General features: G+C 67.8%; 13 protein-coding genes. 5 read left to right on the forward strand and 8 right to left on the reverse strand.

The window, feature by feature from the left end; all coding sequences use genetic code 11:
* Window positions 1–324: 324 nt before the first annotated feature.
* Window positions 325–1,242 (forward strand): hypothetical protein, encoded by a 918-nt coding sequence (locus tag LFM09_RS01455; protein WP_414094365.1) that lies wholly within the window; start codon window positions 325–327, stop codon window positions 1,240–1,242.
* A 371-nt stretch (window positions 1,243–1,613) separates the two neighbouring features.
* On the opposite strand, the gene LFM09_RS01460 is transcribed toward LFM09_RS01455, so the two are convergent.
* The gene (locus tag LFM09_RS01460; protein WP_414094366.1) at window positions 1,614–2,492 is read right to left on the reverse strand and encodes an alpha/beta hydrolase; all 879 of its coding nucleotides are present in this window, start codon (window positions 2,490–2,492) and stop codon (window positions 1,614–1,616) included.
* A gap of 94 nt (window positions 2,493–2,586) precedes the next feature.
* On the opposite strand from LFM09_RS01460, the gene LFM09_RS01465 reads away from it, so the two are divergent.
* Both LFM09_RS01465 and LFM09_RS01470 read left to right on the forward strand, forming a co-directional pair.
* Entirely contained in the window at window positions 2,587–3,585 is a 999-nt protein-coding gene (locus tag LFM09_RS01465) for a PucR family transcriptional regulator (RefSeq protein ID WP_414094367.1), read from the forward strand.
* A gap of 75 nt (window positions 3,586–3,660) precedes the next feature.
* Window positions 3,661–5,052 carry a glycoside hydrolase family 28 protein gene (locus LFM09_RS01470; RefSeq protein WP_414094368.1) on the forward strand — a complete coding sequence of 464 codons (1,392 nt, stop codon included), beginning with the start codon at window positions 3,661–3,663 and terminating at the stop codon, window positions 5,050–5,052.
* 3 nt (window positions 5,053–5,055) lie between these two features.
* On the opposite strand, the gene LFM09_RS01475 is transcribed toward LFM09_RS01470, so the two are convergent.
* A complete protein-coding gene (locus tag LFM09_RS01475; RefSeq protein ID WP_414094369.1) occupies window positions 5,056–5,871 on the reverse strand; it encodes an esterase/lipase family protein in 816 nt (271 codons plus the stop codon).
* A gap of 222 nt (window positions 5,872–6,093) precedes the next feature.
* Between LFM09_RS01475 and LFM09_RS01480 the strand changes: the two genes are divergently transcribed.
* Window positions 6,094–7,743 (forward strand): WS/DGAT/MGAT family O-acyltransferase, encoded by a 1,650-nt coding sequence (locus LFM09_RS01480; protein WP_414094370.1) that lies wholly within the window; start codon window positions 6,094–6,096, stop codon window positions 7,741–7,743.
* A 128-nt stretch (window positions 7,744–7,871) separates the two neighbouring features.
* On the forward strand, window positions 7,872–8,297 hold the full coding sequence (locus tag LFM09_RS01485; protein WP_414094371.1) for a hypothetical protein: 426 nt from the start codon (window positions 7,872–7,874) through the stop codon (window positions 8,295–8,297).
* Here the strand turns inward: LFM09_RS01485 and LFM09_RS01490 are convergent.
* From LFM09_RS01490 to LFM09_RS01515, 6 genes are all read right to left on the reverse strand, one after another.
* A complete protein-coding gene (locus LFM09_RS01490) occupies window positions 8,207–9,121 on the reverse strand; it encodes an alpha/beta fold hydrolase (RefSeq protein ID WP_414094372.1) in 915 nt (304 codons plus the stop codon). The genes LFM09_RS01485 and LFM09_RS01490 overlap by 91 nt on opposite strands.
* 52 nt (window positions 9,122–9,173) lie before the next feature.
* A complete protein-coding gene (locus LFM09_RS01495; RefSeq protein ID WP_414094373.1) occupies window positions 9,174–10,004 on the reverse strand; it encodes a hypothetical protein in 831 nt (276 codons plus the stop codon).
* Window positions 10,001–10,576, reverse strand: a complete 576-nt coding sequence (locus LFM09_RS01500) for an RNA polymerase sigma factor (RefSeq protein ID WP_414094374.1) — start codon at window positions 10,574–10,576, stop codon at window positions 10,001–10,003. The genes LFM09_RS01495 and LFM09_RS01500 overlap by 4 nt, the downstream gene beginning before the upstream one ends.
* Before the next feature lie 37 nt (window positions 10,577–10,613).
* Entirely contained in the window at window positions 10,614–11,327 is a 714-nt protein-coding gene (locus LFM09_RS01505) for a class I SAM-dependent methyltransferase (protein ID WP_414094375.1), read from the reverse strand.
* A 72-nt stretch (window positions 11,328–11,399) separates the two neighbouring features.
* Complete coding sequence (locus tag LFM09_RS01510) at window positions 11,400–13,529, reverse strand: discoidin domain-containing protein (protein ID WP_414094376.1); 2,130 nt, start codon at window positions 13,527–13,529, stop codon at window positions 11,400–11,402.
* 164 nt (window positions 13,530–13,693) lie between these two features.
* Complete coding sequence (locus LFM09_RS01515) at window positions 13,694–13,927, reverse strand: hypothetical protein (RefSeq protein ID WP_414094377.1); 234 nt, start codon at window positions 13,925–13,927, stop codon at window positions 13,694–13,696.
* Window positions 13,928–13,944 lie beyond the last annotated feature (17 nt).

The following is a 13,944-nucleotide window of genomic DNA, read 5'->3' on the forward strand; positions in this document are numbered from 1 at the left end:
TGCGAACAGCGGAACCAGAAGTCTCCGCCACAATCCGTTTCCCATCAAAGGATCGCCCCCAGGAATCCTAGGCCCGGATCACTGTCGACCCGGACAGTAAATCGGACGCGCCAGTTTCCCGCCGAAATCGGACGAACAGCAAGAGAAACCCTCGTCCAGCACCTGTACAGCGTATTGATCAATAATTCGGGACACCGTCCGTGGGCGTGCGGTTGTCCGGAATCAGCCTGCATCGGTTCCGGCAGTCACCTGATCGCACCACCGAGGGTGAACGCTGCGTGAACCTGCCACCCGCAGCCCCGCGCACCCCTAGTCTGCGCCGTCGTGAAAACGATCCGCGCCACCCTGATGGCCGTCGCTCTCTTCACCACGGCCCTGACCGCCCCAGCCCACGCCGCCGTCTCGGACTACGACCTGGCGTTCCACTGGGCCCCGATCCACCACCAGGACACGGACGACTCCGATCACGACGCCGACTACCTGTCCACTGTGGACTTCGATGGCGACTGGAACACGCTGAACAACTGGGAGAACCAGACCCAGCTCGCGAAGCTCACCGGCGCCGCCTACTACTCGGTGGTCGAGACGTCGACGCACTGGTTCATCGTCTACGGCTTCTTCCACCCGCGCGACTGGGACGACCAGCCCGACCCGTGGAGCATCACGACCCACGAGAACGACCTCGAAGGCGTGCTGCTGGCGATCCGCCGCGACAGCGGGTTCGGCCAGCTCGAAGCCGCGGTCACGGTGGCCCACAGCGACTTCTACTCCTACGTGCCCGCCGGATCGCCGTACCGCAACGGCTCCGAGACCATCGACGGCACGTTGCTGCTCAACAACGGGCGCCCCACCACCCGGCAGGAAGCCAAGGGACACGGCCTGTACCGCTGGGACGGCAACAACTTCCCCGGCGGCGACGGCGTCATCTACTACCCTGCCGCCACCGGCGAGGTCCCGTCCGGCGGCAACGACCGGAACGTCAACTACCGCTTGGTGAACACGTTCGCAACGAACGGCATGTGGGCGCGCCGCAACAACTCCGAGACGTACGCGTCGTTCGGCACGTTCCGCGGTGACAACGGCAAGGACAACGCCGCCAACGCGCCGTGGGGCTGGGACGACGGCAACGACGGGGCGGTGTACCGCGGGTACATGGCCACCGATCCGGCGCTGCTGATCGACAAGTACTTCTCCAACAAGGGCAGCTTCAGCCTGACGTACACGCGGAACGGGTTCCGCTGATCTCCCAGTAACCGGCGTAGCGGCCACGGCGCAGCAACAGCTCGTCGTGGCCGCCCTCCTCCACGACCCGTCCACCGTCCAGGAACACCACCCGGTCGGCGCATTTCCCAGTGCCACAGCCAGTTCGCGGCGGAACGACAGCTGCACCCGCGTGTCGAGCCGATGCCCGATCGCCGACGACAGCGCCGTGAAACCCAGTCGCACCAACAAACCCGCGGCGCCCAAGACCACCACGAGCCACACGTGATCCGCATGAGCACCGGTCAGCAACGAGCGGCCGAGCTCGACGACGGCGAGCAGCGGTGCCAACCCCGCGACGGCACCGATGACCTGAAAGCCGACGACCGCCGCGAAACTCCCGAGAAACGGCCTCAGCACAGCGCCCTGCGCAACACGTCGCTGATCTCCGCGAACTGCCGCTGCGACACCTCGGCGGACAGCAACGCCTGCGAACCGTGGAACGTGCCGGGCCACTGGTGCAGCTCGACCTGCACGCCCGACTGCAGGAGACGCATCGCGTAGGCGAGGTCCTCGTCGCGGTTCGGGCAGAACTCGGCCGTCGCGATGTAGGCAGGCGGCAGGTCGGACAGGTCCTCAGCTCGTGCCGGCGCCGCGTACGGCGTGGCGAGCTGCCCGCCCAGGTAGTGCCCCCACGCCTGCGTCGCCTTGGCGCGGTTGTACCAGGGCGTATCGGTGAAGTGCCGCGCCGACCACGTGGTCAGCCGGTCGTCGAGTCCCGGCTGGTGCAGCAGCTGGAACCGGATCGGCGGTCCCTGCTCGTCACGTGACTTCAGCGCCAACGCCGCCGCCAGCCCGCCACCCGCGCTGTGCCCGGCGACCGCGAGCAGGTCCGGGTCGGCGGTGTTCTCGTGCGCCCACCGCAACACCGTCCACGCGTCGTCCAGCGCGGCCGGGAACGGGTTCTCCGGCGCCAAGCGGTACCCCACCGAGATCACCGTCGCCTGCGACCGTGCGGCAACCCGTGACGCCCACGGATGTTCGGTCTCGACGTCACCGATGCACCAGCCGCCGCCGTGCATCCAGACAACCGTGCCGCGCGCCTCGAGCGGCCGGTAGATCCTGACGGGCACCTCGGGACTGCCGGGCACCAGAAGGTCCTCGACCTCCATGCCGTCCGTCTCCGCCGGGATGCCGCCTGCGAGCTCGGCGAGGAACTGGCGTTCCTTCACCACATCGGTCAGCTCGGCCTTCGGGAAGAACGGGACGAAAGCTTCCAACTCGGGATCCATGCGTCCCATCCTCGTGAGCACCGGCCCGGTCTTCAGCCGACGCACGTCGCGCATTCGGGGCCGGTGACGCGCCGATCGTCGCTATCGTCGGGGCATGGAGGCGTTGGCGACGCGGCTGTCGAACCTGGACTCGCACGTCGAGGGCGCGATCCGGGTCGTGATGTTCTACGACACCCTGATGCGCCGCCGGGTCGATCTTCCCGCCCTGACGCGGGCTTCGGCGGGTCTCGCCGAGTGCGTCGCCGGCATCCGGTTGCACAGCACGGGCCAGGTGATCCGCATGTCGCCGGGCGGAACTCCCGCCGCCGAACCCGCTGGGGAGCCTTCCCCCACGGCGGTGATCACGCTCGACGACGAGGAGATCGGCCAGGTCTGGTTGGAGCGCCTCGCTCCTTCAAACCCCCTCGACGAAGTCCTCCTCGACCGCCTGGCCATCGCCGCAGCCTCCGTCGTCGAGCGCTACGGCCCAGCGCGCACCACCATGGCCGATCCCGCTCTGGTGGAACTCGTGATCAGTGCCGACACCGACGAAGCCGGCCGCGCCCGAGCGTTGCGCCTGCTGGGTTTCGCCGCGGACAAGCCCGTCCACGTCGCCGCGATCAGCTCGGACCAGGCGTTGGACCGCGTGGCAGCGGTCGTCTGCCCATCACATCTCGTGAAAGCCGCGCCGGTGGCCGGCACAGGCGTCCTCCTGGCCACCAGGCTCGGCGACTTCCCGCCCGATGTCCGAGCAGGCATCGGCGCCGATCCCCACCCCTCCCGCGCCTGGTCAGAAGCCCAAGCCGCCCTCCGCTTCACCACCCCGCGCACCCCCGTCGTCCACTACCGCGACCTCGGCGCACTGGCCCTCCTCGCCCAGCTCCCGCCCGACGCCCTCCGCGCGAACGCCGACGTCGCTGCGGTCGCCTCGTTGTCCGCCGAAGACCTCGAAACCCTGGACGCCTACTGCGCCACCGGCTCCCTGCGCCGCGCCGCAGACCTGCTGCACCTGCACCACAGCAGCGTCTCCCGCCGCCTGGAGCAGATCCCGCTCGACGTCTCCGACCTGGCCCGCGTCAAGCTCGCCCTCGCCGCGTTCCGACTCCTCGACTAACGGACCGCAAACGTTTACAGTCTTTCTGCAACGCCGCCGCCCAACGTTGCCTTCACTGTGGAAGAGGGACGTCGAATGGACGGCAGGATCAACCGTCGGCTGCTGATGAAGTCCACCGTCGTGGCCGCGGTCGCCACACCGGCTCTGGCCCAGGCAGCAAGAGCAGCGGTGCACACGGCGTTGAATCATTCGGTAGCGATTCCGGTGCTGCCCTGGCCGGCCGCCAACGAGATCGTGCGGAACACGAAGCTCCCGTCGTTCCCCGACAAGAACTTCAACGCGACCGCGTACGGCGCCAAGGGCGACAACAAGACCGACAACACCGAAGCCTTCAAGAAGGCCATCGCCGCCTGCAACGCGGCCGGCGGCGGCCACGTGATCGTGCCGAAGGGCACCTACGTCACCGGCGCGATCCACCTGCTGAGCAACGTCGACTTCCACCTCGAGGACGGCGTGCTGCTCAAGTTCTCCAGCGACGGCTCGAAGTTCCCGACGGTGCTGACGCGCTACGAGGGCATCGAGTGCATGAACCGCTCCCCCATGGTCTACGCCTACAAGCAGACCAACATCGCGATCACCGGCAAAGGCACCCTGGACGCCGGCGCGACGAGCTCGTGGAACAAGGGCAGCGACCGCTCGTACCTGGAGTCGTTGGTGGCCAAGGGAACCCCGCCGGAGAAGCGCGTGGTTCCGGGCTCCGGGAAGAACATGCGCTCCACGTTCATCGAGCCCTACGACTGCAACACCGTGCTCATCCAGGGCGTGACGCTGAAGAACCCGAAGTTCTGGCAGATCCACCCAACGCTCTGCAAGAACGTCACGGTCGACGACGTGCACACCGACCCGACGACGTCCGCCAACAACACCGACGCCGTAGACCCGGAGTCGTGCGACCACATCGTGATCGCCAACAGCGACCTCGGTGCCCACGACGACAACGTGGCCATCAAGTCGGGCCGCGACGAGGACGGCCGGCGCCTGAACGTGCCGTGCCAGAACATCGTCGTCGTCAACTGCCGCATGAACGGCAACTGGGGCGCCATCACGTGCGGCAGCGAGCAGACCGGCGGCATCCGCAACGTCTACGGCTACAAGCTGAACTGCGTCAACGCCACCAAGTTCGCGCTGTACGTCAAGTCGAACACCAAGCGCGGTGGCTTCTCGCAGAACATCAACCTGGACAGCGTGTCCGGTGTCTTCGCGCGCGCATTCGTCTACGTCACCACGACCTACAACTCGCAGACGGGCAGCCACGTGCCGAAGTTCGGGCCGTTCTACCTCTCGAACTGCAGCAGCACCAAGGCTTCCAAGGTCCTCGACGTGTCCGGCCTGTCCCAGGAGCACGTGAAGGGGCTGGAGCTGCGGGACTCCAAGTTCACCGTCAGCTCCACCACCAACACCGTCAACAACGTCGACGGCCTGAAGTTCACCAACGTCACGGCGAACGGCAAACCGATGACGAAGTAGGCCCTACGCGGCCCGCGGGTACATGCGGGCCATTCCCGGCGGCGCGGCGAAGGGTGCCCACGTACCCTCCGCCTGCGCCAGCCGGTCAGCCACCACCCACAACACGGTGGCGTTGAACCCGTACCCCAGGTGCGAGGACGACACCTGCACGTTTTCCCTGCGGTGACCCGGTTCCTCGACGCACGACTCCCACGAGACGATCCCGTCCGTCTTGGAGTAGATCGACGTGGCGGGCACCGGGATCGGCGGCCGGGTCGACTCCAGCGGCGGGAACTCCTCGCGCGGGATGTGCAGGCGCGAGAACAGCGAGAAGGCCGGCATCGCCCGTGACTGCACGGGATCCGACATGTTGTACGGCGAGCCCATGGTGATCACCTGGCGCACGCGGTGCGGGTGGTCGCGCGCCATCTCGCGCGCGAAGATCCCGCCGAGCGACCAGCCCACGACGGACACCGGGCCGTGCTCGTCGGAAACCTTCTTCACCAGCGCGTGCATGCCGTCGACGGCGCGGCGGGTCGGGCCGATGTTGCGGCCCAGGCCCCACGGCGACACCTGATAGCCCAAACCGGACAGAAACCGGCGCAGCATCACGGTCGACGAGTCGGTCGCCCCGAGACCGGGGAACACGAGAACCGGATGGCCGTCACCCGACGGTGCGCCGCGCAGCATCGAACGCGTGACGACGAACTCGCTGACGTCGAGCGCGCAGCGGGTGGGCTCGGTGAGGTACCAGAACAGTCCCGGGGCGCTTCCTCTGACGAGGTGCAGGGGAGAAACAGCAGGAACATCGAAGACTTCGTCTGAAGGTACGGCAGACATAAGAGCCTCCCCACACGTCGACAACCCCGAGCCGGCGCCCCCGGGCCTCGTTGCCCAGTACGTCCATGATGTTTCGTGAACGATCTTTTCGCCAGCACTTTCGAGTCTCGATTCGCCACGTCCAGGTAACACGTTGGCAACCTCACACGTGTGCAGTGCCTCTCACCTGCATGGACGTCGATTCAGATGCAAACGTCCTCTACCATTTTTCGAGTGGATCGGATGAGCTCACTGGACGCAAGCTTCTACTTCATCGAGGACGAGAACGTGCCCATGCACGTCGGTTCCGTCCTGGTTTTCGACGGACCGGCCCCGTCCTACGGCGACGTGATCCGCCTCTTCGCGTCGCGGCTGGACCAGGTGCCGCGCTATCGGCAGAAGGTGAAGGCCCTGCCGTTCCACGTGGGCCGTCCGGTGTGGGTCGACGACGACCACTTCAACATCCTCTACCACGTGCGGCACACCGCGGTGCCGTCGCCGGGCGGTGAGGACCAGCTGCGCAACCTCGCGGGCCGGCTCTTCGCGCAGAAGCTCGACGACAAGAAGCCGATGTGGGAGGTCTGGCTCGTCGAGGGCCTCGAAGGCGGTCGCTGGGCCATCATCTCCAAGGTCCACCACTGCATGATCGACGGAGTGTCCGGAACGGACATGCTGCAGCTCCTGCTGGACTTCAAGCCGGAGACCGCGCTGCCGGAGCCGAAGGAGTGGAAGGCCGCGCCGACGCCTTCGACGCTCGACCTGGTGGTCGACGGCGTGCGCGACGCCGTGGTGACGCCGGTGCAGCACCTCTCCGCGTTGCCCGCCATCGCGCGGAACATGCGGTCGCTCAACGAGATCGTGGACTTCGGCAAGTCGGTTCTCGGCTCGATTCCCGGTACCGCACGTCGTTTGGTCACGCGTGCCGCGACTTCACTCAACGGTCCTATTGGGCCACACCGCCGTTGGGTGTGGGCGCGCGCGAACCTGGCTGAGATCAAGCAGGTGCGCAAGGCCGCCGGTGGCACGGTCAACGACGTCATCCTCACGGCGATCACGCGCGGTTTCCGCGACCTGCTGGAGAAGCGCGGCGAGCTGACCGAGGGCATGGTCGTGCGGACCATGGTGCCCGTGTCGATGCGCAAGGCCGACCAGCACAACGAGCTGAACAACCGCGTCAGCGCCGTGCTGGTGAACCTGCCCGTGGGCGAGGCGGACCCGGTCAAGCGGCTCGCGTCGATCCGCGCGCAGATGGACGACCTCAAGAACTCGCGCCAGGCCGCAGGTGCGGACGTCATCACGAACCTGTCGAACTTCGCCGCGCCGACGTTGATGGCGCTGGGTTCGCGGACCGCGATGCGGTTCCCGCAGCAGATCCTGCAGACCGTCACGACGAACGTGCCCGGCCCGCGCATCCCGCTCTACATGCTCGGCCGTCCACTGGTGGAGATGTTCCCGTACGTGCCGGTCGCCTCGACGATCCGGATCACTGTCGGCATCTTCTCCTACCTGGACAGGTTCACGTTCGGCATCAACGCCGACTTCGACGGTGTGCCGGACGTGCAGCTGCTCGCCGACGGCATCCGGGCCGGGTTCGACGAGATGGTCGCGCTGGCCGCCGAGGCCGAGGAGAAGGCCGAGGCCGTCGCGGAAAAGGCCGCGCTGGTCGAGGTCAAGGCGGACGCCAAGCCGGCTGCCGTGAAGCCTGCCGCGAAGCCCGCCGCCGCGAAGCCGGCTGCCAAGGCCGCTGCGGCCAAGCCTGCTGCGGCCAAGCCTGCTGCGGCCAAGCCTGCTGCGGCCAAGCCTGCTGCTGCGAAGCCCGCCCCCAAGCCGCGCGCCGTGAAGGCGACCTCGAAGGCGGCGAACAACGGCGTGAAGCCGGAGACCACGGCCTGAGACACGATCTGACGGTTCAGGCGGGTGCGCACGACCTGCACCTGACCGTAGTAGGACTCGACGCACGGCTGGGCGCCCTCGGACTGGCGCTCGGCCAGGTCGACGACGTCCGCATCGAGCTGGAGAACGTGCGGTGGTCGCGCTGGCGTGCTCGCCGCGCGACCGTCGTGTGCCGGGACGTCCACGTGAACCCGCCCGCGACCCTCGTGTCGTCACCGGTCGAGTTCCGGGTGGAAGTGGCGGTTTCCGACATCCAGGAGTTGCAACGAGTTAGTTGGTTGCCACTGACCGTCCAGTTGGTCGGCACGGAGCTGCACGTCCGGCTCCACCGCTGGCTGCCCGCACGCGTCTTCGCCGTGCCTGAGCTGCCCCGCGGCATCGAGCTGACCGGCGTGGAGCAGCACGAGGACCACTTCGTGCTGACCGGAGCCGCCCCCGTGCTGCGGGAGCGGCTCACTCTGGGTCAGCTGGCCTCGGTGCTCAGGCGGTTGGCGTCCATCCAGGCCAGGACCCGCTCGGACACCACGTCGGGGATCTCCATCTGGGGCACGTGACCGACGCCCGCGTACTCGTCGTAACGCCAGTGCGGGTGCCTGCGCGCCGCGTACCGGGCGGCGGCGACGTTGACCAGCCGGTCCCTGTCGCCGCTCATCAGGAACACCGGCACGCGCACCTTGCTCATCGCCGCGAAGTAGGCGCCGCGCTTCGACGTGGTGAGCACGGTGCTGCGCGCCGCCGCGAGGAACGCCGCGTCCAGGCCCTGGACCTTGGCGCGCTCGCCGATCAGGTGTTCTGACGCCTGCTTGAGCTCCTCCGGGATGCCCGACGGGTCGGCACAGACCAGTTCCAGGAGGCGCTCGACCTGCGCGCGGGGTGGCGCGGTCTTCGCCCTGGCCAGGAACCGCTCCCCCAGCCCCGGCACCGAGTACATGAAGAACGTGCTCAGCATCGTCGGATCGGGCCGCGTCCCGAACACCATCGGCAGCGCCGGGTCGACCAGCACCAGGCCCCTGACCAGGTCCGGGCTGTAGGCGGTGTGGAAGAGCGAGATCATCCCGCCCATCGAGTTGCCGACCAGGACCACGGGCTCGTTCACGATCTCCCTGACGAACCGGCCGAGCAGCCTGGCGTTGGCCTGGACCGTGGTCTTGCGGCCCTCCGGGTTCGTCAGCCCGTGACCGGCGAGATCGACGGCGGTCACCCGCGCCCTCTTCGCGAGCAACGGCGCCAGCAGCGCCCAGTTCAGGTGCGAGCCACCGAGCCCGTGCACAAGCACCATCTTCGGCCCGTCATCCGGTCCGCCGAAGTCGACCCAGTGCACGGGCCCGTCGAGGTCCGCGTAGTGGCTGGTGCCGCCGAAGTTCGCCACAGTCGTCATACCAACCAGTATGTCGCTTAGGCCAACCGGTCGGTAGCGGCCGTTAGCGGCCTCACTTCCACGGCAGGGCCGGCAGGCACTCATCCGTCGGCGTTTGCCGGACGCTGCCGACGAGCGCGCCGGTCTCCGGGTTCTCATAGCACGTCTGCCACGACGTGTCGCTGCTGCCGAGCAGGTTCCCCGCCGCGTCGTAGGCCCGGACGACGGGCGTCCGGTCGTTCTCCGGGAAGCGCCACGTCGACGGGTAGTAGATCCGCGCGACATAGGTACCGTTGGCGACCTTGGCGTCGACCACCTGGTCGTCGGCGCTGAGCGTCACCCGCGCGACCTTCTCGTCGACGCGTCCACCGACCTGGTGGAAGCCGCGCTTCCCCGCGTCGGCGGGCTTGGCGGTCGGAACGTCGCCACCGGCGGCAGAGATCATCTCCTCGACCGAGAAGTACCCCGGCAGCCACCTCATGTCGCCCTGGACCGAGCCGGCGCTGTAGTCGTTGCCGACCAGATGGCAGCTCAGTGCCGCGTTTTCGCTGTAGAGCAACGCCCACCGCGACTCTTCGAGCACCAACTGGCGCAGCTTCGCCGTGCCGACCCTTGCCGCCTTCGCGCACCCCTCCTCGATCGCCGCAACGGTCTCCGGCGGCACCCCCAGGTCGTAGGAGGCCGGAGGAGGCGACGTCGTGATCTGCACGGCGGGCGTCGGGTCAGAGGGTCCCGGCCGCAGCAACACCACACTCGTCGCCACCGTGAGCACCGCGGCCGCCGCGGCGAGGATCGGCACCGTGAACCTGGAACGCCGGCGGCCGACCGCGCGTTCGAGCTCGGCCCGGATCTGCGTGTGGCGGCCCGGTGGCAGGTCGCGAGTGGGCGGAAGCATGCTGGTCATCGGTCCTCCCCGGTGTGCACGAGCTCGCGGTGCTGCTGGAGCTTCGACTTGGCCTTGCTGACCCTCGCCCGAACGCTGCCCTCGGTGATGCCGAGCACCGCCGCGGCATCCGCGTACGACACCCCGGACCACACGCACAGCGCGATGGCCTCACGTTCGTTGCGCGGCAACTCCGCCACAGCGCTGAGCAGCTCTTTCATCCGCCGCTGGTCATCAAGCCGCTCCACCACCAGATCCGCGTGATCGGGCACCGGCCGCTCCTCGCCCACGCGCCGCAGGTTCTTGAGCCGCCTGCTGAGCGAGCGCTGCCCGTTGCGCACGACGTTGGTCGCCACCGTGAGCAGCCACGGCAACGCCGACTCGCGCTCCAGCCGCACGTCATCACGCCTGCGCCAGGCCAGCAGGAACGTCGCCTGCAGGTGGTCCTCGGCCTCGGCCCAGGACGCGGTCAACCGGAAGCAGTGGTTGTAAACCGCCTTCGCGTGCCGGTCGAACAGCATCCCGAAGGCGTGCGCGCTGCCCCCGGCGGCCTGCGACCACAACGCGCGGTCGTCAGGGTCTTCGGTTGTCATACCTGTTCGTGTCCGCCCAGCCGGGAAGTGTTGGCACTCATTCCGCGTGCAGGACGAAGAACAGGAAGCTCGGGGCGGTCGACAACAGGTCGAACTCCTCGGGGAACAGCTCACGGGCCTCCGGCGCCGGCTGGGGTTCGCTGATCACGGAGATCCGGAACCCCGCCGCGGTGAAGGCGTCGGTCATCGCGTGCAACGGCCGGTTCCACAGACTCAACCGGATGGTCTGCCCGTTCTCGGTCCACTCCCCGATCGAGTTCCAGGTCGAGAAGTAGTCGGGCCTGCGCCCGGCCAGGCGCTCGATGCCGTACTCGGCCGTCGGGTGGTTGACCGAGGCGATGAGCCGGCCGCCGGTCCTCAGCACCCGCCGCAACTCCGCGAGCGCCGGGCCCCAGTCCTCCAGGTAGTGCAGCACAAGGGACGCGACGACGTCGTCGAACTCGGCATCGGCGTAAGGCAGCGGATCTGCCAGGTCGGCCTTGCGCAGCTCCACGTCCGGACCGAGCCGCCGCCGGGCCAGTTCCAGCATCCCGCCGCTCAGGTCGAACCCGGCCACGTCGGCGCCCCGGTCGCGCAGCGCCTCGAGCAGCGGTCCCGCACCGCACCCCGCGTCGAGGATCCTGCGGCCGGTCACGTCCCCGGCGAGCGCCAGCATCGCGGGCCGCTCGTAGTAGGCGTTGGCGAGGTTGGTCTCGTTGGAGGCCGCGTACGCCTCGCCGAAGCTGTCGTAGTCGTTCGCCTGAACCGTCATGTGATCAATACTGCCCGGCCGGGAAGTGTTGGCACCCACTTCCCGGCCGGGGCCGGCTAGATCTTCCCGGAATCAGATTTCGAGGTAGTCCAGGTTGGGCCCGCCGTTCGCGGTCGTCGCCACCGCCCGGACCGTGTTCTCACCGGCCACGAGGTCCAGCGTCACGGTCACGGTCTGCCAGGACGTCCACGCCCCGGTGCCCGCGAACGACTGCTCGTCCACCGCCAGCGACCCGTTGACCGAGATGTCCAGCGGCCGGTTCGCCGTGGTGCCGTTGGCGAACCGCAACGTCACCTGCCGCGGCCCCGCGACGTCCGCGTTGACCTTGAACTCGACCGCGGACCCGGACACGTTGTCGTAGTTGACGAACCCGGTGCCGGAGAACCCGGCGTGGTTCGACTCCACGACGCCCTGCGACACCAGGCCGTTCTCCGCCTCGTACCGCGACTCCGGCGTCGGCACGCCCGCACCCGGATAGGCCGAGCCGAGCCACGCCTCGTCGACCCGCAGCTGCGCCTTGCCCTGCGTGGAGGTCTTCTCCACCCGGATGTGGCGCGCGGTCGTGTTCGCGGGCAGGTCGATGAACTGCACACCGCGGTGGTTCGCCAACGACCCGGACTTCACGTTCGTCCAATTGGAACCGTCGTTGGACGTGTAGACGTTGTAGTTCTTGATGCGCGCGGAGTTCGCCACCGGATGCGTGGTCGAGTCCTCGCGCTGGTTCAGCGCCACGTACGAGACCTTCTTCGCCGAACCCAGGTCGAAGCGCAGCGACACCGTGCCCGCACCCGTTGCGTCCCAATAGGTCTGGTAGTTGCCGTCGGCCGCGTGCGAGGCCGGGTGACCGGATCCGGAAGCCGACGCGCTCATCGTGTACGACGAAGCCGGGATGATCCCCTCACGGCCGGCCGTCTCGACCTTGAACACCGTGTCGTACTGGTCCCAGTTCGACACACCGCTCAACGTCAGCGTGCCGCCGGCCTGCGCCCACGACACGGCCGCACCGGTGCGCAGGTTCGTGACCCGACTGATCTTGTAACCGTTGTCCCGCACCCGCAACGTGCTGCCGGACGGCTTGGTCAGCACGTGGACGTAGTGCTGGTTCGGGTTGGCCTTCGACACGGTCGTGACACCGTGCGCGCCGTCGTTCCAGAACCCGGGCTTGAGCCCGCCGTGCAGGTAGCCGCCGCCGTACGTGCCACCGATCGACTCCCAGATGTCGCGCAGATAAGTGGCGGTGAAGTTGTTGAAGTTCGCCTGGTTCGACGGGAACTTGCCGTTGACCATCGCGGTCTCGGCCATCAACGCCTTGACGTCGCTACCGGCGTTGGTGATCAACCGGCCCAGCGTGAGCTTGTAGTCGACCGCGGAGTTGCTGCCGCTGTACCACCACGCGCCGGAGCTCGGCAGCTTGAAGCACGCCTCGATCAACCGCGGCGCCGCCGTGTAAACCGCCTGCGGGTAGTCGTAGTTCGGCGTCATGCCGGTCTTCTGCTCGTTGCTGATCGTGTCCATGATCGCCGTGTCCTCGTTGTTGTTGCTGAGGACGTAATGCGGCCGGTCACGCCGGATGCGCTCGTACAGCCCGTTGCGCTCCCAGTAGGCGTTGTCGTTGTCGATCCAGAACCCGGCGAGCTTCGGGTAGCGCTGCATCACCTCGACGAACAGGTCGTAGCTGTACTCACCGAACCCGTCGCGCGTCGTCAGGTTGACGTTCTTGCCCTTGTACTTCGAGTACGCCGCCGAGTCGGTCCACTCGGTGCCACCCTCGGCGTGCCACTGCGGGTCGTCCGTCATGTAGTTGATGACGTACAGCCCCTCCTTGCTGGCGGCCTCGATCAGCTCGCCGAGGAAGTCGCGCTTCGTCGAGCACGTGCCCGGGATGCTGGACGGCCAGGCCTTCGCATAGCCGAGCCTGCTGTGGAACGACGCCAGCACGAGGTACTGCGCGTGCAGCTTCTTCGCCTCGTCCACCCAGTACTTGGCGGACCAGCCACCGTTCGTGACGGCGGCCTCCCAGGCGGCGCAGTTGGTGTAGCCGGGGTTGGTCCGCATCCCCCAGTGCAGGAACAGACCGGAGGTGGACGCCCGCAGCCAGTCCTGCCGCGGATGCAGCACCTCGGCGTGCGCCGGAGAGCTCACGCCGACAACGAGTAGAGCGGCGGTCATCAACACGCCGAGACGACGCAACGTTTTGCGCACGAGCCAGCCTCCTGGTGGACGCCTCCTGCGGCGGTAGGAAGACGTGCTCGGTGTTACCGCGCAAAGGTCTACGCCACCTGGTGGCCACAGTTCAATAGGTCATCGGAGGTATGACCGTGTTACACGCTCTCCTGAATCGATAAATGCTCCAAATGAGCCGATGTCTAACGCTCGTCCCGCTTGAACATGCGACCGACCCCGGTCACCAGGCAGATGGCCGGCACCCACCCCACGACCGTGAACGCCAGCGACACCCACCGGGCCGTCTCCTGCCCGGTCTGGTGCCCGCCATCGGTGCCACCGAACAGGAAGCCCACGCGCTGGACGCCGAGCTCGAACGGCTGATCGTGCCCGAGCACGCCGTCAAACAGCTCGCGAGCCTGCTGAAGGTCGAGCACCTGGAACTGGACGAGGA

Origin of the sequence: Lentzea alba (assembly GCF_047445655.1) — a bacterium.
Taxonomy (GTDB): domain Bacteria; phylum Actinomycetota; class Actinomycetes; order Mycobacteriales; family Pseudonocardiaceae; genus Lentzea; species Lentzea alba_A.